We start from the raw sequence: 17,598 nt of genomic DNA, 5'->3' as shown, positions 1-17,598 counted from the left end.
CCCGGCCCTACGCCGCTGCCGCCCGCATCCAGCCGAGCCCCGCCTCGGTGCCGGAGGCGGGATGGTACTCGCAGCCGACGAAGCCCGCGTAGCCGACCTCCTCCAGGGCGGCGAAAATCGGGTCGAAGGCGATCGTGCCGGTCCCGGGTTCGTGCCGCCCGGGATCGTCGGCGATCTGGACATGGGCGATGAGCGGGGCATGCGCCCGGATCAGCGCCGCCGGATCGTGGCCAAGGCAGACGCTGTGATAGGCGTCGAACAGCAGCTTGACGTTGTCGCGGCCGATCGCCCGGATCGCATCGACCGCCACCAGCGGGTCGTCGATCACGTAGTCGGCAATCGAGCCGGGGCCGATCGGCTCGACGATCACCGTCATGCCGCGCACCTTGGCGGCGTCGGCCGTGAAGGCGAGATTGTCGAGGTAGGTGTCCCAGAGCCGCGCCCGCTCGACTCCGGCGGGCCGGCCGCCGGCCATCGGGTGGACCATCCGGCAGCCGAGCTGCGCGACGTAGTCCAGGGTCGGCTCGATCGTGGAGCGGTAGTACGCGACCCGGTCGGGCAGCGCCGCGAAGCCTTTCTCACCCTTGGCGGCGTCCCCCGCCGGGAAGCCGGTCTGGACCAGGGGCACGCCCGCACGTTCGAGCCAGCCCGCGACCTCATTGGCCGGCGTCGCGAACAGGTTCGGATGCTCGACGGCGCGAAATCCCGCCCGGGCCGCCGCCGCGAAGCGCTCGGCCAGCGGCAATTCCGTGAACAGGAAGCCGCAATGGCCGCTGAGGCGGTCCTCGAAGACACCGAGTTTCATGGTTCAGGCGCTCCTGCCAGTCTCGATCATCGCCCGCATCCGCTCCACCGCCGCGTGGGGTGCGGTCAGCACCGGGATGCCGACGGCCTTCCGCACGGCCTCGGCCGCGCGCGAAGTGGAAAAATGCGCGAGCATGATCGCGTCGCAGTGGAGCAACTCCGACGCCCGCTCGGCGATCAGCCGGTTGTGGGTCTCGGCATCGCCGGAGCGCAGGCGCGCCATCGCGTTGTCCACCAGGATCGTCTGCAGCGTTGCCGGGCGTCCGGATTGACCCACGAACTCCTCGAATTCGTCGGTCATGGTGCCGATTGAGGGTCCGAAGGTCGCCAGCATGCCGATGCGCGCACCCTGCGCGATCGCAGCGCGGAACATCGCCTCGTTGGGCTTGAGTACCGGGATCGGCACGGTCTCGATGAGCCGGTCGATGGCCGGCCCGAAAGCCGAGCAGGTGATCAGGATTCCGTCGGCGCCCATGTCGTGGGCGTAGCGCCCGAATCGCACGAAGCGATCGATCATCCCCTCTGAAATCTCGCCCGGCTCCTTCGCACGGTCGAGAGACAGGCCGTCATCGAGCAGGTTGACGGTCTCGGCTTCCGGCCAGCACTCGGCGAAGGCCGCCTGGATCGGCGCCATGGCGACCGGCGTCGCGTGCAAAAGGACTATGCGGGGAGCCATGCTCGGTCTCGGGTTGGGCGCGCCGGCCACGGACCGACACAGGCCATCAACTTGTAAGCGATTTCAGATAAGGAGCAAGATAGCGCAGGCTGTGACCGAGGCCTAGCGCGGCGGCGCCGTGCTGGCGCGCAGGATCAGCTCGGCGTCGATCTCGGTGAGGCGGACCATCGGCCGGCCCTGGATCCGGGCGATGAGGTGGTCGCCGGCGGCGTGGCCGATCTCGACGGAGTGGATGCGGATCGTCGTCAGCGGCGGGTCCAGGAAGGGCGCGAAGTCCGAATCGTTGTGGCCGATGACCGACAGGTCTCCCGGGATGGACAGCCCCCGGGCGCGGGCCTCGATCATCGCCCCGAAGGCGATCTGGTCGGTGCCGCAGATGATCGCGGTCGGCGGCGGCCCGCCGGCCAGCATCTGGCGGAATCCGTCGCGGCCGCCGCCGATCCCGTAGGAGATCTCGATGTCGTGCTCCGGGGCGAGCCGCAGGCCGCGGGCCGCGAGCGCCGCCGCGATGCCCGTCACCCGGGCACCGCCGCGGTCGTTGTCCTTGCGCAGTCCCGAGATCACCCCGATCCGGCGATGGCCGAGGTCCATCAGGTAGTTGGCCGCGCGGGCCGCCGAGGCGGCGTTGTCGAAGCCGACGCAAGGGCGCTCGCGGGACAGGCTGAAGGTCTGGACCACCGGAATTCCGGCGCGGGCGATCCGGGCATGGAGGTCCGGATGATGGATGTCGCCGACCAGCATCAGCCCGTCGACGCCGCGCTCAAGCAGGAAGGTGGCCTCCCGAAGCTCATCCTCCAGGTCGTAGCCGGCATTGGCCGCGACCAGGGTGTAGCCCGCCTGCCGCAGCCGGTCCTGGAAGCTCGACAGGACGCGCACGAAAGCCTCGTTCTCAATGTTGGGCACGACCGCGCCGACCGCCATGAAGCGGCGTGTCGAGAGCGCGCGAGCCGCCCCGTTGGCGACGAAGCCGAGATCCTGCGCGGCCCGCATCACGGCCTCGCGCTTGTCGGCCCGGACACCGGCGAAGCCGTTGAGCACCCGCGAGACGGTGGCGGTCGAGACGCCGGCGCGGCGGGCGACATCCCGCGCCACCGGCCCTCGGGAGGGCGGGTCGAGGATCTCTCCCGGCAAATCCCCGGTCAGTTCCAGTGTCGAAATCGGCCGCCCCCTCACCCTGCATCGACGTTCATCGCGATGCGCATCATCCCACATTCACGGCACATCCGCAGTGCGGCGATGCGCGACGCGCGGCAGCCGGTCTGCCGAACCGGCAGTATATTGACACCCCTCCCGTCCCCTGGCTATCTGAAAGCGCTTTCAAGAAGCGACCCGCTCGGGCGGCCCACAGGAGGATCCGATGGCGACGCTCGACCGGCCGGCCTCGGGGTTGGGAGCGCCCGAGCGCACGGCGCCGACGGTCGGCGGGGCCGATTCGACGGCGGCGGGCATCGCCGCCCCGCAGGCCATCGTGACCAGCCTGAAGCGCAGCGACGCGGTCACGCCCTACCGGTTCCGCGACCTGCTGGCGCTCGACGACTTCGAGCGGCACGCGCGCAAACTCCTGCCGCCGATGATCTTTCAATACGTGGCGGGCGGGGTCGAGACCGGCTCGGCGCTGGCGCAGAGCCGCGGCGCCTATGCCGATTACGCCCTGCTGCCGCGGCTGATGCGGGACACCTCGGCGCGCGACACCGCCACGACGCTGTTCGGCCAGACCTACGCGGCGCCCTTCGGGATCGGTCCGCTCGGCGGGGCCGCCTTCATCGCCTACCGGGGCGACCTCGTCCTGGCCGAGGCGGCGCGGCGGATGAACCTGCCGATGTGCCTGAGCGCCTCGTCGCTGATCAGGCTGGAGGATGTCCACGCCCAGAACCCGCAGGCCTGGTTCCAGGGCTACCTGCCGGGCGATCAGAACCGGATCGATCGCCTGCTCGACCGGGTCGCGGCCACCGGCTACCGGACCCTCGTGGTCACCGCCGACACGCCGACGCTGGGCAACCGGGAGCACAATACCCGCAGCGGCTTTTCCATGCCGATCAAGGTCACGCCCAAAGTCGCGTGGCAGAGCGCGACCCACCCGCGCTGGCTGCTGGGCACCGTCGCCCGGACCTTCCTCAAGCACGGGGCGCCGCATTTCGAGAACACCGAGGCCGAGCGCGGGCCGCCGATGATGTCGCAGGGCGCGGTGCGCAACACCATCGCCCGCGACCAGCTCTCGTGGAAGAACCTGGAGGCGATCCGCAAACGCTGGTCCGGCAACCTGCTGGTGAAGGGGCTCCTGGCGCCGGAGGATGTGGAGATCGCCCGCGCATGCGGCGCCGACGGCGTGATCCTGTCGACCCATGGCGGGCGCCAGCTCGATTACGCCATCGCGCCGCTGGACGTGCTGCCGGAGATCGCCGCCCGCAAGGGCGGGCTGAAGATCATCGTCGATAGCGGCATCCGCCGGGGCACCGACGTGATGAAGGCGCTCGCGCTCGGCGCCGACTTCGTCCTGCTCGGCCGGCCCTTCATGTTCGCCGCCGCGCTGGGCGGGGTGGCGGGGGTCGAACTCGCCATGCGGATCCTCAAGGAGGAGCTCAACCGCGACATGGCGCTGATCGGCGTGAACCGCCTTTCGGAGCTGAACCCCGATTTCCTCCGCCGCATCCCGCGGCGGACTTGAGCCGAGGGGGGAGGATTGCACATGATCGTCTCCCCAGCGACCGTCACCGCGGCGGACCATTCGGGCCATCCGCCGTTCAGGGGCGCCGCAGGCGGGCGCGAGCCCGAAGGGGCATGCCGGACACCCCGCCCCCGCCGTCGGCGCCCTGCCCCGGCGCTTCCGCGTGCCTGTGTCCCGGGCTCCGCTGCGGAGCCGTGGGATGACGGAAAGGCTGTCATCCTCGGGAAGCGGGCATGTCGGCGCAGTCGCTCCGGCGGGCTGCCAGGGCCGCGCTCCCGTCCTTGCGAGCGCAGCGAAGCGACCAGGGGCAGCGCGCCACTCGCCAGGACGGCGCGCGCCTCACAGCACCCTGCTCCTCCAACCGGACACGCCGCATGACCGAGGCCGTGCCAGCCCCTCTGGGCCTCGCCTTCGTGGGCTGCTTCACGACGGAGCGCCGCCGGGCCCGCGGCCGGGGCATCGACATCTACCGGACCGGTAGCAGCCTCGCCGACTGGACGCATCTCGGCCGGGTCGAGGGGCTGACGAACCCGTCCTTCCTGGTCACCGATCCCGGGCACGCCATCCTCTACACGGTCCAGGGTGACGGCGAGGCCGCGAGCGCCTTCGCGGCGGCGGCGGACGGCAGCCTGCGCGCCCTCGGCGCGGCGGCCACCGGCGGCACCAACAGCGTGCATCTGGCCCTCGATCCGAGCGGCCGCGCCCTGATCGTCGCCAATTACGCCAGCGGCTCGGTCGCCCTGCTGCCGGTGCGCGGCGATGGCGGGCTGGAGGCCGCGCGGCATGTCCTGCCGCTTCCGGGCGAGCCCGGCCCGCACCGGACCGAGCAGGCCTGCGCCCACCCGCACCACGTGGTTCTGGCGCCGGACGGTCGCCACGCGATCGTGCCCGACAAGGGCCTGGATCGGGTCTTCGTCCTGCGGCTCGAGGGTGAGCGGCTCGCCATCGCCTCCGAGACCGCGATGCGCCCGGGCGCCGGACCGCGCCATATCGCGTTTCACCCGAATCGGCCCCTCGCCTTCCTGGTCAACGAGCTCGACTCGAGCGTCGCCTCCTGCCGCTGGGACGCGGAAACCGGCACGCTGACGCCCCTGCACCTCGCCCCGACGCTGCCGCCCGACTTCTTCGGCGCGAGCACGGCCGCGGCCATCGTGGTCACGCCGGACGGCCGGTTCGTCTACGCGTCGAACCGCGGTCAGGACGGAATCGCGCGATTCCGCGTCGCGGCGGAAGCCGGGCGGCTCGATCCCGCCGGCTGGACGCCGGCCGGTGGCCGCGACCCGCGCTTCATGACGCTCGCGCCGGGCGGGAAGCACCTCCTCGTCGCCAACGAGCAGGGCGACAGCCTCGTCGAATTCGCCATCGATGCCGCGAGCGGAGACCTCACCCAAACGGGCCTACGCCCCAGCCTCAGCCCCTGCACCATCGCGTTCCTGTAGGAGGCACGTCGCCGTGTGACCGGGCAATGCGCGGCGGCCCCGCTCTCCGACGCACCCTCACCCGCCGGAGAGAGGAGAGAGGGAAGCGGGACGGGTTTCGACCCATAAAAACAAACAAGAAATCAGAAAAACCGTAAACCACCTGGAGGAAACGCCATGGTCGCCAAGCGCTACAGGTTCGTCATCGCGTCCCTGCTGTTCATCGCCGGGATCATCAACTACATGGACCGTGCCGCCCTCGGCGTCGCGGCGCCGTTCGTCAAGCAGGACCTGAATCTGTCGCCCTCCGAGCTTGGGGTGATCTTCAGCACGTTCTTCTTCGGCTACGCATTGTTCGCCTTCGTGGGCGGTCAGCTCGCCGATCGCTACGGGCCGCGCAGCGTCTACAGCTGGGCCGCCGCCTCATGGTCGATCCTGTGCATGCTCACGGGCGCGGTGACCGGCTTCGCCCAGATGTTCATCGTCCGCGCCCTGTTCGGCTTCGCCGAGGGGCCGATGAACTCGACCACGAACCGCACCATCACCACGTGGTTCCCCCGCGAGGAGACCGCCCGGACCATCGGCTTCACCTTCTCGGGCCAGACGGTCGGCAGCGCCATCGCGGCCCCCGTGGTCGGGCTGCTGGCGATCCAGTACGGCTGGCGCGTGGCCTTCGTCGCCATCGGCGCCGTCGGGCTGCTCTGGGTGGTGGCGTGGCGCCTCCTGATGACCGACCGGCCGCAGGACAATCCCCGGGTCGACCCGGCGGAGATCGCCCTCGTCGAGCGCAGCCGGGCCGTCACCCACCTCGCGCCCTCCGACCACGCGCGCTCGCTGAAGGAATACCTGTTCCTGCCGAGCACCCTGTCGCTCGGCCTCGGCATGTTCGCGGTGAACTACACCCTCTACATCTTCCTCTCGTGGCTCCCGAGCTACCTCACCGACGCCCTGCACATGCCGGTGAAGGAGATGGCTCTGGTCGCCTCGATCCCCTGGGCCTGCGGCTTCGTCGGCTATGTCGGCGGGGGCATCGTGGCCGATCTCGTCTACAAGCGCATGGACGACAAGCTCGCGGCCCGGAAGATCACCACGATCGTGCCGCTGGCCATCGCGGGCGTCGCCCTGATCGCGGTCAACGCCGCGACCAGCACCGCCATGGCGGTCTCGCTCATCGCGCTCGCCGTGCTGATGCTGACGAGTTCCGTGCAATCCTGCTGGGCGACGATCCACGAGCTCGTGCCCGAGGCGCGGGTCGGCGGGGTCAGCGGCTTCATCCACCTCCTGAGCAACATCTCAGGGATCATCGGACCGACCGCCACGGGCCTGGCGGTGCAGTATCTCGGCGGCTACGCCAGCGCCTTCGTGATCGCCGCCCTGATCGCGGCTGCCGGCGTCGTCGCCATGGCGATCTTCGTGCGGCGGCCGCGCAATCCGGCGGAAGCCAGCCCCCTCACTGCGGCCAAGGCCATCTGACTCAGGAGCAGCACCCATGAGCGCCGAGACCGTTCCGCAGAAGCCCGTCCTCCTCACCGGAGCGTCGGGAGCGCTCGGGCGCGTGCTCACCCGCGCGCTCGGCGAACAGGGCTGGACCCTCCGGCTCACCGACCGCGTCCCCTTCCCCGACCCGTTGCCGGAGGGCGCGCGCTTCCAGCTCGCGGACCTGGAGGACGGGCCGGCGATCCTGCGGCTGGCGGAGGGCTGCGGCACGATCCTCCATTTCGGCGGGATTTCGGTGGAGCACCCGTTCGAGACCGTGATCGGCCCCAATATCCGCGGCCTCTACCACGCCTACGAGGCGGCCCGCCGCGAGAGGGCGCGGATGATCTTCGCCTCCTCGAACCACGCCGTCGGGTTCCACACGCGGTCCGAGATCCTGGACGACACGTGCAGCCTCGCGCCGGACGGCTATTACGGCCTGTCCAAGGCCTACGGCGAATTGATGGGCGGGCTCTACCGCGACAAGCACGGGGTCGAGAGCGTGTTCCTGCGGATCGGCTCGTGCTTCCCGGAACCGACCGATGCGCGGATGCTGGCGACCTGGTTGTCCTTCGCCGACCTGAGCCGGCTGATCACCCGCGCCACCCTGGCGCCGAACCTCGGCCCGGCCGGGTCGGTGGTGATCTGGGCCGCCTCGAACAACAGCCGCATGACGTGGTGGCGGCACGACGGGCGCGCCGTGATCGGCTGGGCGCCGCAGGACAGCGCGGATTCCTACGCCGCGGCCCTGGAGGGGAAGACCAGCGGCAACCCGGTGGTCGAGCGCTATCAGGGCGGCGGCTTCACGGCGATCGATTATTCGCGGCGGGATACCGGCGCAGCCTGATCTGGCAGCCTCACCTGGCAGCCTCACCCGCCAGGACCGGATCGGCCCGAGTCGCCTCGCCCGTCATCCCCGAGCCGCGCAGCGGTGCCCAGGATCGAGGGGCGCCGATAAGCCGGCCCAGGCAACCGCGGGACTTCCGGTTTCCGGCCTCGCCCGCGTCGCCCCGGGAACGACGGCGCGGATCCTGCGGTCGGGGTTCGAGGCCGAGTCGAACCACCCAACACATCGGCGCGTGGCCTGAAGGCGCGTCGGACACCGAGACGGGACACATCATGGCAGACGAGCAAAACCCGACGCGGCTGAAATGCGCCCTGGTGGTGCGCGGCGCCTTCGATGCGCACGTGATCCCGGCCTTCGAGGCCGCGGGTGGCCGGGCGGCAATCCACTGGGCGCCGACGACCGTCATCATGAAGGCTCTCGCCGAGGGGGAGACCGCCGACGCGGTGCTGGTCCTGTCCGACGCCATGGACCGGCTGATCGCCGAGGGCCGCGTCGAGCCGGGGACCCGGGTCGACGCGGTGCGCTCCCGCTACGGCATCGCCGTGAAGGCCGGGGCGCCGCATCCGGACATCGCCACCGTCGAGGCTCTGAAGCGCACGCTCACGGAGGCGCGCTCCGTGGCCTATTCCCGTGCGGGCGCCAGCGGCATCTACTTCGCCGGGCTGCTGCCGCGGCTCGGCCTCGCCGAGGCGGTCAACGCCCGGGCGACCATCATCCCGCAGGGATTCACCGCGGAAAAGCTCGTCTCCGGCGAGGCGGACATCGCCGTCCAGCAGATCAGCGAGCTGATGGTGGTGCCCGGAATCGAGGTGGTCGGGCCCTTCCCGGAGCCGGTGCAGGAGGTGACGACCTTCGCGGCCGCGATCCTGCGCGGCGCGACGGACCGGGACGGCGCCGCCCGGTTCCTGGCCCGGCTGACGACGCCGGAGGCCGCTGCGGCGTACCGCGCGAGCGGGCTGGAGCCGGCATTCTGAAATCAAATCCGGCGGAGACGCCGGATCCGCATCGCCTTTGCGCGCGTCGCGAAGCCACCGCGGGCGGCGCGACGCCGAACGTCCGGCGGCGCCCGCGACCGCATTGTCGTCCCGCTCGCGGACCTCCTGGGCTTCGCGACCGCAAAAAAGTCCTTATGCTCGTGCTGTCCGGACACCCAATCCCGTCCGACCGGATCGCCCCACTCATGCTGAAGACAGCCTTCGTTGCCGCCCGCGACCGCCAAAGGCTGTCGGAGATCGCGACGATCCTGATCGGCTTCGGCGTCACCCGCGTCGTGGACCGCCTCGGCCTGCGCTACCTGCCGCTGCTGCCGCGCCGTCAGCCGCGGGTCGACGTCACCCGCCTGTCCGAGCCCGAGCGTCTGCGCCGGGCGATCGAGGCGCTCGGGCCGACCTTCATCAAGTTCGGGCAGGTCCTGGCCAGCCGGCCGGACCTGCTGTCGCCGGCCTGGACCGAGGAGCTGCAGAAGCTCCACAGCCAGGTCGTGCCGGTGACGTGGGAGCAGATCGGCCCGCAGCTCGAACTCGATCTCGGCGCCTCGCCCATGGAGGTGTTCGCCGAGTTCGACACCAACCCGATCGCCTCGGCGTCGATCGCCCAGGTCTACCGCGCGCGGCTGCACTCGGGCGAGGACGTGATCGTCAAGGTGCTGCGGCCGAACCTGCGCAAGATCATCGAGGCGGATCTGCGCCTGATGGCGCACGGCGCCCGCATCGTCGAGAACGAGTGGCCCGACATGGCCCGCTACCAGCCGCGGGAGCAGATGCGCCACCTCGCCGACGGGCTCAACGGCGAGCTCGACCTGCTCAACGAGGCGCGCAACTGCGAGCTGCTGGCCCAGATCTTCGAGGACCGCGACGACATCGTCTTCCCGAAGATTCACTGGGAATACTGCTCCGAGCGCGTGCTGGTGCAGGACTTCATCCACGGCATCCCGCCCAACGACGAGGCGGCCCTGCGCGCGGCGGGCATCGACAAGAAGCTGCTCGCCCAGAAGGGCACCGACGCGTTCCTGCAGATGGCGCTGATCGAGGGCGTGTTCCACGCCGACCCGCATCCCGGCAACATGCTGGCCCTGCCCGGCAACAAGATCGGCTTCATCGATTTCGGCATCATCGGGCGGCTGTCGCAGCGGCGGCGCTCGCAGCTCCTGGTGCTGATCGGCGCCATGCTCAAGCAGGATGCCGACGGCCTCATGGCCGTGCTCCTCGACTGGACCGGCACCAGCAACCCGGACCTGACCCGTCTCCAGGTCTCGGCCCAGTCCTTCGTGGAGAGCCACTCGTCGATCCCGCTGAATCTCGGGCTGGTGCTCACCGACTTCATGAACATGGCCCGCGAGAACGACCTCGCCATGCCGACCGACCTCGCCATCCTGTTCAAGGGGCTGGTGACCGCCGACGGCGTGATGCGCCACCTCGACCCGAACTTCGACCTGTTCGCCGCCGCAGGTCCCACGGTCCGGGCGAGCATGCAGACGCAGTTCTCGCTCTCCGCCCTCAAGCAGAAGGCCGAGGCCCTGGGCGTCGGCCTCTACGGCGCCGCCTCGGAATTGCCGACCCTGATCCACCTGATGCTGGTGCGGCTGAAGCAGGGCCGCGTCACCGTCGAGATCGAGGTGAAGGGCCTCGACAAGGTCACCCGCGGCATCGAGCGCGCGGCCGCGCGGGTGGCCGTCGCCCTGGTGGTGGCGGCCTTCGCCACCCAGCTCGCGCCCCGCCTGATCGACCTCGGCACGCCGGTCTTCGTCTCGATCGGATTGATTATCTTCATCCTGGGGATCGGCTGGCTCGTGCTGCTGATGCGAAACAAGTAGCTGTCTTCGCACCCGCACGGGCGAACAACATAAGTTTTGATCGGCAGCCCAATACCGGCCTCGTTTGAATATCCCGGCTGTCATGCTAGCGTGACACAGTCAACGATTCGCTCGGCTGCGGGCGGGGAACCGGCACCAGAAGCGGTCTGAGCCGCCTGTGCGTCCCTGCCTCCGACGCCCATCGCCGCACCGGGCGATCGCGGGACCTCCGGCGGCGCGCCGCGGGGACGACGAGGTGGGGGCGGGCGATGGAAGCGGACATCGTACGGCCGCGGATCGACGGCGCAGAGCGCCGGGTCGCGATGCTCGAGGCGGAGAATATCCGCCTGCGCGGCCTGCTCACGCAGGCGACCGCGCAGGCCGACCGGGAACGGCAGCGGAGCCGGCGGCTCGGCCACATCATCGAAGCCGCGAGCCGCGTGGAGGCCGGACGCCTGGCGACCGAGCGGGTCGAGGCGTCCCGCAAGCAGGCCGGGCCGGGCCCGGAGGCGCGCCCGCGCATGCCCGGCCGTGTCGGCCCGTTCAATCCGCCGCAGATCCCCAACGATTACCTCGAATTGCTGGACGGCGAGGGGTGCCTGATCACCGCCAGCGCCGACGGGCCGGCCCTGTCGGCCGCCGAGGACGAGGCGGAGGCGATCGGGCGCCCCTGGATCGACGCCTGGACCCGCGCCGAGGACCGGGCGGCCGTGGCCGCGGCCCTCGACGGGGCGCGGAGCGGACGACCGAGCCGGTTCCAGGCACAGTCGGAGATCGGCGGGACGATCCGGTGGTGGGATGTGGCGGTCACGCCGATCGGCGCGGCACCGGACCGGCCCGCGCGCATCCTGGCCGTGTCGCGCGACATCACCGAGCTGAAGCTGACCGAGGCGCGCCAGACGCTGCTGATGCAGGAACTCGCCCACCGGATGAAGAACACGATGGCCATGGTCCAGGCCGTCGCGGCGCAGACCATGCGCAACGCGCCGTCCCTGGAGGCGGCCGGCGAGGCCCTGGCCGCGCGGCTGCTGGCCCTGGCCAAGGCCCACGACGTGCTCCTGCAGGGTTCCTTCGCCCGGGCGTCCCTGACGGGCCTGGTCGAAGGGGCCGTGTCCCTCCACGGCGACGGCGTCGCGGGCCGCTTCCGCATTGCCGGACCCGACCTGACGCTGGGCCCGCGGCATGGCATGACCCTGGCGCTGATGCTGCACGAGCTCGGCACCAACGCGGCCAAGTACGGCGCCCTGTCGGTGGCTGCGGGTTGGGTCTGCGTCACCTGGAACGTGGCCGAGGCGGAGAACGGACAGACCCTCCGGTTCCGCTGGGAGGAGAGCGGCGGACCGCCGGTCACGCCGCCGACCCGGACGGGCTTCGGCACCCGGCTGATCGCCCGCAGCCTCGCCCACACCTTCGGCGGGACCGCCCACATGAGCTATCCCCGCGAGGGCGCGGTGCTGACCTTCGAGGCGCCCCTCGACACGGTGATGGCGGCCTGATCCGCGCACGCGTGTCCGGCGCCGCGTCCATGCGGGCACGACGTCTCGCTCAGAGCTTTATGGTGGGCGCATCGTCGCCGTCTCACTTCAGCGCCGCGCAGCGGTGCCCGGCATCCCGACGGGCCGACGCGTCCGGCCTCTGCGCCGGCAGCGGTGCCCGATCCCACGCCCGCCCGCCACGCCCGGGGATGACGGCGCGGATCAGACGATGAAGATCTGCACGGAGCTGGATTGCCCGCCCGCCAAGCCTGCAGCCCGCCGCAGAGACGGGACGCGCCCCGTTCGGCGGCAGATCCGGCGCCGCGCGAGAGCGGCGCTACACGCTGCGGCGGGTCTCCGCCTGAAGCGCCCGCAGAGCAGCGATCGTCCGGTCGCGCAGGGTTCTGAGGTCGACCAGCGTTCCCGTCAGGTCGACGCCCGTCTTGGCGGATTCCTCGAGGCCGCGGCAGGCCTGGGACAGCTCGGCACAGCCGAGCATGCCCGACATCGAGACCAGCGTATGCGCTTCGCGGCCGTAATCGTCGTTGGCGCGATCCACCCCCTCGAAGGCGGTGGTGAGACTGACGACGAACCGGTCCAGGATGCGGACGAGCTTTTCCGTGCCGATCACGGCCGTGAGTTCGTCGAGCGCGTCCCGGTTCACCAGGGAGTGCGACACCGCCGGTCTCCAATTGCGGATCCGCGACGCGATCCGAGCGAGGAACGCAACCGAGGCGCCGCCCAACGTCCAAGTTTGCACAGAAGCGTTTACACCGGCCTACAGCAGCCTTTCAACGAAGCGTGACCGTTTCGCGCTGTGTGCAGGATTGCCTGCGGCGCATGGGTGGGCCGGCGCCCGCGTGCGTGCGACTGGCCGCATCCCGCCTTCCCCCGCTCTGCCCGGCTCTGCCGCCCCTGAACCCTATCCCGTCCGATGCAGCCGGCACGCATCCTCGCGACGATGCGCCTCTGTCGTTCGGAACCGACGCGCTGCGCGTCGGGCACATGCATCTCGCTGTCCTCTCCCCGTCGGGCGACTGCGTTCCGTCGCATCGTGCCTTCGCCACCCGGGGTTCCGGCACCCCGCGTCACCGCATTGCCGTTTTTTAATCCTTGGGACATGAGACCAAATCATCGTCCGTCTATTATCTGAACACGGACTGAATAAGGCCAATGCAGATGAAGGCCTTATCTCCGCACCGGAAGGAGATAGTAAGATGTCCTACCGCACATCCATTGCTGCGGCCCTCGTGCTGACCACAATCCTCGGTGGAACTGCCTTCGCGGCCGAACAGGCGGCCCAGCATGACGGCACGCAGATCAATGCGCGCCAGACCGCGATCGGCAAGGATGTCGGCAAGCTCTCGAAGGATGGTGCGCAGGGTTTCCGGGATCTTCAGCTCACCCGCCTGGCGATCTTCGAGGCCAATCCCGCCCAGGCCAAGGACATGATCGCCAAGGCTCAGGCGGCCTTCGCGAAGGCCAGGACCGACGACGCGGTGTTCACCAAGGCCGAGGCCGAACTCAAGTCGCCCGCCGATATGGCCGCCCGCAAGGCGACCGCGCAGACCGACAAGGCCGACGCCAAGCCGGTCTCCAAGGAGCAGGTCGCCTGGGTCCCGGTCGATGCGCAGCTGACCTTGGGCGACGATTTCGTGGCCACACCCATCAAGGCCTCCGCGGTGACCGAGGCCAACAAGAACCTCGCCCAGGGCGACCAGAAAGGCGCCTTGGAGAAGCTCAAGCTCGCCCATGTCGACGTCAACTTCACCATGGCGGTCCTGCCGCTGAACAAGACCATCGCGGATGTCGATCAGGCCGCGACTCTGATCGGACAGGGCAAGTATTACGAAGCCAACGCGGCCCTGAAGTCGGCCCAGGACAACATGCGCTTCGAGGTGATCGATGCGGTTGCCGTGCCGCAGACGGCCAAGGGTGCCCCGGCCGACGCGACGGGGCCGCAGGCCACCGGCACGACCGCGGGGGCCAAGGTCGGCCAATGAAGGGCCTCTGACGCTCAAGGCCGCGCCTGACCGATCTCAGGCGCGGCCGACTTGGACGGGAGAAAGCCGCATGGGACGCTTCTGGATCTCGATCATCCTGGGACTTGAACTGATCCTCTGCGGATCCGCCGTCGCCTCCGCGCGGACAGCGGGAATCCCGGATTTCAAGATCCGGGCGATCTGCGCGCCGGAGCATCGCGCCGGATCCGACCCCGTCGACCGAGCGAGCTACCGGGGTTGCCTGTCCGACGAAGCCGCCGCGCGGCGTACCTTGATCAAGCGGTGGGCGACCTTCGACGTGGCGGAGCGCCGGACCTGCCGGACGGAGAGCCAGATCGGCGGCGCCCCCTCCTACGTGGCGATGCTGACCTGCGTGCAGCTTGGAAGCGGCGCGCTGCCGGTCCAGCCATCGGGCCGGCCCTGAGATGCTGGCCCTGAGATGCCGGCCTCCGCGCGGGATCCGGAGCCGAGGCTCGATCGCCGCCGGTTGAGTGGTCACAGGGACGGGGCATGGCTTAGGAATCGGGTTCGGGCGTGCACGACACCGCCGCAGGAGCCAGCGTCATGCCCGGGCGGATCTTGCCGTGACGGCCTACAGCCTGCGTGCCCGGCTGCTCGCCCTCTGGGTCCTGCTGCTCGCCTCGGCGGCCGCCACCGCCTACCTGATGTGGGGCGTCTACAATCAGTCGACGGGCGTCCAGGTGGCGCAGGCCGAGCTCGCGGTCGGACGCGCCTGCCGCGAGATCATCGACCGGTTTTCCGCGCAGGCCGGCACCCAGGGGATCGCGGAGGCCGATCTCGCCGGACTCGTGTCCGCCGCGCTGGCGCGCTTTCCCGGCATCGAGGGCGGGATCTGGAGCGCCTCGGGCGGGCCGCTGGCCTACGCCTATCCGACCTACGAGGGATCCGGACCGAAGACCGACCTTCCGGCGGCCGAGCACGACACCATCGCGGCGCTGAACGGGCAGGTGCTGCGCGTCGACCACGCGGTCTCGGTCCGCCGGCCGAGCCGGACCCAGGTGCTGATGCTCCAGGGCTGCCCCCTGCACGGGCCGGCGCCCGGCCTGACCGCGTGGGCGATGGCGCGCGCGCATGTCAATGATGGCCCGACCTACACGCGCTTCCTCGCGGGACTGGGTTTCCTGGCCGCGACCGTGCTCGGATCGGCGGCCTTCCTGGGCTGGTTCCTGTACGGCTTCTCCGGACGGATCGCCCGGCTCGAAGCCAAGCTCGCCGCGCCGCGCCCGGACGGCGAGGACCTGCCGCATCTCGACCATACCGGCGAGCGCGAACTCGACCGGCTGGTGGACGCCCTCAACGCGGCCGGCGGGCGTCTGCGGGAGGCCCAGGCCCGGATCGTGGCGGCCGAGCGTCTCGCCGCCGTCGGCCGGCTGGCGGCGAGCATCGCCCACGAGATCCGCAACCCCATCGCGGCGATGCGGCTGAAGGCAGAGAACGCCCTGGTCAGCGGCGATCCGCACCGCGCCGCGGCCGCCCTCGAGACCGTGCTGGGCCAGATCGCCCGGGTCGACACGCTGCTGCGCGACCTCCTCAACCTGACGCAGGCGCGCGCGCTCAACCGGATCCCCACGCCGGTGGCGCCGTTGCTCGCCGGGTGCGCGCAGCTGCACGAGGATCTGGCGCATGCGCGCTCGGTGCGGATCACGGTCGCCGCCGACGGGCTGCCGGCGGCGGACCATCCGCATCTCGACCGGGCGCAGACCGCCCGGGCCCTCGACAACCTGCTGCTGAACGCGCTGCAGCACGCGCCGCCGGGGGGCCGGGTCCGCCTCGGTGCCGAGCGGGTCACGGTCGACGGCGCCGTGCGGCTGCGGCTCAGCGTCGCCGACACCGGCGCCGGGATCGACCCGGCGATCCGCGCCGGCCTGTTCGAGCCCTTCGTCACCGGACGGCCCGACGGCACCGGGCTCGGGCTCGCGATCGTGCGCGAGATCGCCCTGGCGCATCGCGGCGAGGCCAGGCTGGTCGAAGGCGCGCCCGAGACCACCTTTGTCCTGGATCTGCCATGGCAACCATCCTGATCGTCGACGACGACAGAGCCCTGCGTGACGGGCTCGCCGAGACGGTGACCGATCTCGGGCACACGGCGCTCCCGGTCGCCTCCGGTTCTGAGGCGCTGGCGCGGCTGCGCGAGACGTCGGTGGCGGCGGTGCTCCTCGACCTGCGCATGCCCGGCGACCTCGACGGCATGGCCACGCTGGAGCGGATCTGCGCCCTGCCGGAGCCGCCGCCCGTGACGGTGCTGACCGCCTTCGCGAGCCCGGCCAACACCATCGAGGCGATGCGCCTCGGGGCGCACGACCACCTCACCAAGCCGATCGGCCGCGCCGACCTCGCCGCCGTGATCGAGGCGATGCTGCGCGACGCCCGCACCGATCCGGGCAGCGCCGCCCCGCCGCCGGGCCATCCGGTCCTGATCGGGTCGAGCGCGGGCATGCGCAAGGTCCAGAAGACCATCGGCCTCGTCGCCGACAGCGCGTCCACCATCCTGATCCAGGGCGAGACCGGCACCGGCAAGGAGGAGGTCGCCCGGGCCCTGCATGCCTTCTCGCGGCGCCGCGCGCGGCCGTTCGTGCCGGTGAACTGCGCGGCGATCCCGGCCGAGTCCCTGGAGAGCGAGCTGTTCGGCCATGTCCGGGGCGCCTTTGCGGGTGCCGCCGCGGACCGCGCCGGCGCCTTCCACGAGGCCGAGGGCGGCACCCTGTTCCTGGACGAGATCGGCGACATGCCCGCCGCGATGCAGGCCAAGATCCTGCGGGTGATCCAGGATTGCGTCGTGACCCCGCTGGGGGGCCGGTCCGCTCGGGTCGACGTCCGCCTCGTGGCGGCGACGCATTGCGACCTGCCGGCACTGGTCGCCGAGGGTCGCTTCCGCGCCGACCTGTACTACCGGCTGAACGTCGTGCCGATCACCCTGCCGCCCCTGCGCGAGCGCCTCGCCGACATCGTGCCGCTGGCCGAGCACTTCCTCATTCCCTCGGGCAAGCGCCTGAGCGGCGGGGCCGCCGCGCGCCTGCTGGCCTATGAATGGCCCGGCAATGTCCGCCAGCTGCGCAACGTCGTGGAGCGGGCGGCGATGCTGGTGCGCGGCGGCGCCATCGCGGCCGAGGCGATCGACCTGCCGGCGGCACGGCCGGAGCAGCGCGGCGACGAGGCGGCGGTCGACTGGCTCGCCGGGGACCTGCCCGGGGCCGTGGCGCGCCTGGAGCGGACCATGATCGCGGCCGCGCTCCGCGAGGCCGACGGCAACCGCGCCCGGGCCGCCCGACGCCTCGGCATCCAGCGCCAGCTCCTCTACGCCAAGATCGAGCGCTACGGCCTCGGCGCACCGGGCGCCGATCTGTCGGAAGAGACGACAGATGGTGTCGGAAATCCCGACATTTCGGCGGGCACCGACCCGGCCTGAGGCTTCATCGGCCGGA

Annotated in this window: 15 protein-coding genes; 11 read left to right on the top strand and 4 right to left on the bottom strand. The window is 70.9% G+C overall.

Features of this window, described 5'->3' with window-relative positions; all coding sequences use genetic code 11:
* Positions 1 to 7: 7 nt before the first annotated feature.
* The 3 genes from BLT59_RS14105 to BLT59_RS14095 form a co-directional block, all read right to left on the bottom strand.
* A complete protein-coding gene (locus BLT59_RS14105) occupies positions 8 to 805 on the bottom strand; it encodes a hydroxypyruvate isomerase family protein (protein WP_091781018.1) in 798 nt (265 codons plus the stop codon).
* Between the two features lie 3 nt (positions 806 to 808).
* Positions 809 to 1,480 carry an aspartate/glutamate racemase family protein gene (locus tag BLT59_RS14100; RefSeq protein ID WP_091781015.1) on the bottom strand — a complete coding sequence of 224 codons (672 nt, stop codon included), beginning with the start codon at positions 1,478 to 1,480 and terminating at the stop codon, positions 809 to 811.
* 102 nt (positions 1,481 to 1,582) lie between these two features.
* Positions 1,583 to 2,572 (bottom strand): LacI family DNA-binding transcriptional regulator, encoded by a 990-nt coding sequence (locus tag BLT59_RS14095; RefSeq protein WP_244513982.1) that lies wholly within the window; start codon positions 2,570 to 2,572, stop codon positions 1,583 to 1,585.
* A 265-nt stretch (positions 2,573 to 2,837) separates the two neighbouring features.
* On the opposite strand from BLT59_RS14095, the gene BLT59_RS14090 reads away from it, so the two are divergent.
* The 7 genes from BLT59_RS14090 to BLT59_RS14060 all read left to right on the top strand — a co-directional run bounded on the left by BLT59_RS14090 (position 2,838) and on the right by BLT59_RS14060 (position 12,173).
* A complete protein-coding gene (locus BLT59_RS14090) occupies positions 2,838 to 4,145 on the top strand; it encodes an alpha-hydroxy acid oxidase (RefSeq protein ID WP_091781012.1) in 1,308 nt (435 codons plus the stop codon).
* A gap of 374 nt (positions 4,146 to 4,519) precedes the next feature.
* Positions 4,520 to 5,584, top strand: a complete 1,065-nt coding sequence (locus BLT59_RS14085) for a lactonase family protein (protein ID WP_091781009.1) — start codon at positions 4,520 to 4,522, stop codon at positions 5,582 to 5,584.
* A gap of 156 nt (positions 5,585 to 5,740) precedes the next feature.
* Positions 5,741 to 7,036: an MFS transporter gene (locus BLT59_RS14080; protein ID WP_091781006.1), complete on the top strand. Its 1,296-nt coding sequence runs from the start codon at positions 5,741 to 5,743 to the stop codon at positions 7,034 to 7,036.
* A gap of 16 nt (positions 7,037 to 7,052) precedes the next feature.
* Complete coding sequence (locus tag BLT59_RS14075; RefSeq protein WP_091781003.1) at positions 7,053 to 7,886, top strand: NAD-dependent epimerase/dehydratase family protein; 834 nt, start codon at positions 7,053 to 7,055, stop codon at positions 7,884 to 7,886.
* 272 nt (positions 7,887 to 8,158) lie between these two features.
* The gene (locus BLT59_RS14070) at positions 8,159 to 8,860 is read left to right on the top strand and encodes a molybdate ABC transporter substrate-binding protein (protein WP_091781000.1); all 702 of its coding nucleotides are present in this window, start codon (positions 8,159 to 8,161) and stop codon (positions 8,858 to 8,860) included.
* Between the two features lie 206 nt (positions 8,861 to 9,066).
* Positions 9,067 to 10,698, top strand: a complete 1,632-nt coding sequence (locus BLT59_RS14065) for an ABC1 kinase family protein (RefSeq protein ID WP_091780997.1) — start codon at positions 9,067 to 9,069, stop codon at positions 10,696 to 10,698.
* A 248-nt stretch (positions 10,699 to 10,946) separates the two neighbouring features.
* A complete protein-coding gene (locus tag BLT59_RS14060; RefSeq protein WP_091780993.1) occupies positions 10,947 to 12,173 on the top strand; it encodes a sensor histidine kinase in 1,227 nt (408 codons plus the stop codon).
* 316 nt (positions 12,174 to 12,489) lie between these two features.
* On the opposite strand, the gene BLT59_RS14055 is transcribed toward BLT59_RS14060, so the two are convergent.
* Positions 12,490 to 12,831, bottom strand: a complete 342-nt coding sequence (locus tag BLT59_RS14055; protein WP_091781354.1) for an Hpt domain-containing protein — start codon at positions 12,829 to 12,831, stop codon at positions 12,490 to 12,492.
* A gap of 538 nt (positions 12,832 to 13,369) precedes the next feature.
* On the opposite strand from BLT59_RS14055, the gene BLT59_RS14050 reads away from it, so the two are divergent.
* From BLT59_RS14050 to BLT59_RS14035, 4 genes are all read left to right on the top strand, one after another.
* A complete protein-coding gene (locus BLT59_RS14050; protein WP_091780988.1) occupies positions 13,370 to 14,155 on the top strand; it encodes a YfdX family protein in 786 nt (261 codons plus the stop codon).
* 70 nt (positions 14,156 to 14,225) lie between these two features.
* A complete protein-coding gene (locus BLT59_RS14045; protein WP_091780983.1) occupies positions 14,226 to 14,579 on the top strand; it encodes a hypothetical protein in 354 nt (117 codons plus the stop codon).
* A 160-nt stretch (positions 14,580 to 14,739) separates the two neighbouring features.
* A complete protein-coding gene (locus tag BLT59_RS14040; protein WP_091780980.1) occupies positions 14,740 to 16,197 on the top strand; it encodes a sensor histidine kinase in 1,458 nt (485 codons plus the stop codon).
* Positions 16,182 to 17,582, top strand: a complete 1,401-nt coding sequence (locus BLT59_RS14035; protein ID WP_091780977.1) for a sigma-54-dependent transcriptional regulator — start codon at positions 16,182 to 16,184, stop codon at positions 17,580 to 17,582. The genes BLT59_RS14040 and BLT59_RS14035 overlap by 16 nt, the downstream gene beginning before the upstream one ends.
* The last annotated feature ends 16 nt before the right edge of the window (positions 17,583 to 17,598 follow it).

Origin of the sequence: Methylobacterium sp. UNC378MF (assembly GCF_900103195.1) — a bacterium.
Classification (GTDB): domain Bacteria; phylum Pseudomonadota; class Alphaproteobacteria; order Rhizobiales; family Beijerinckiaceae; genus Methylobacterium.
This window is presented reverse-complemented; position numbering and strand designations above follow the sequence as displayed.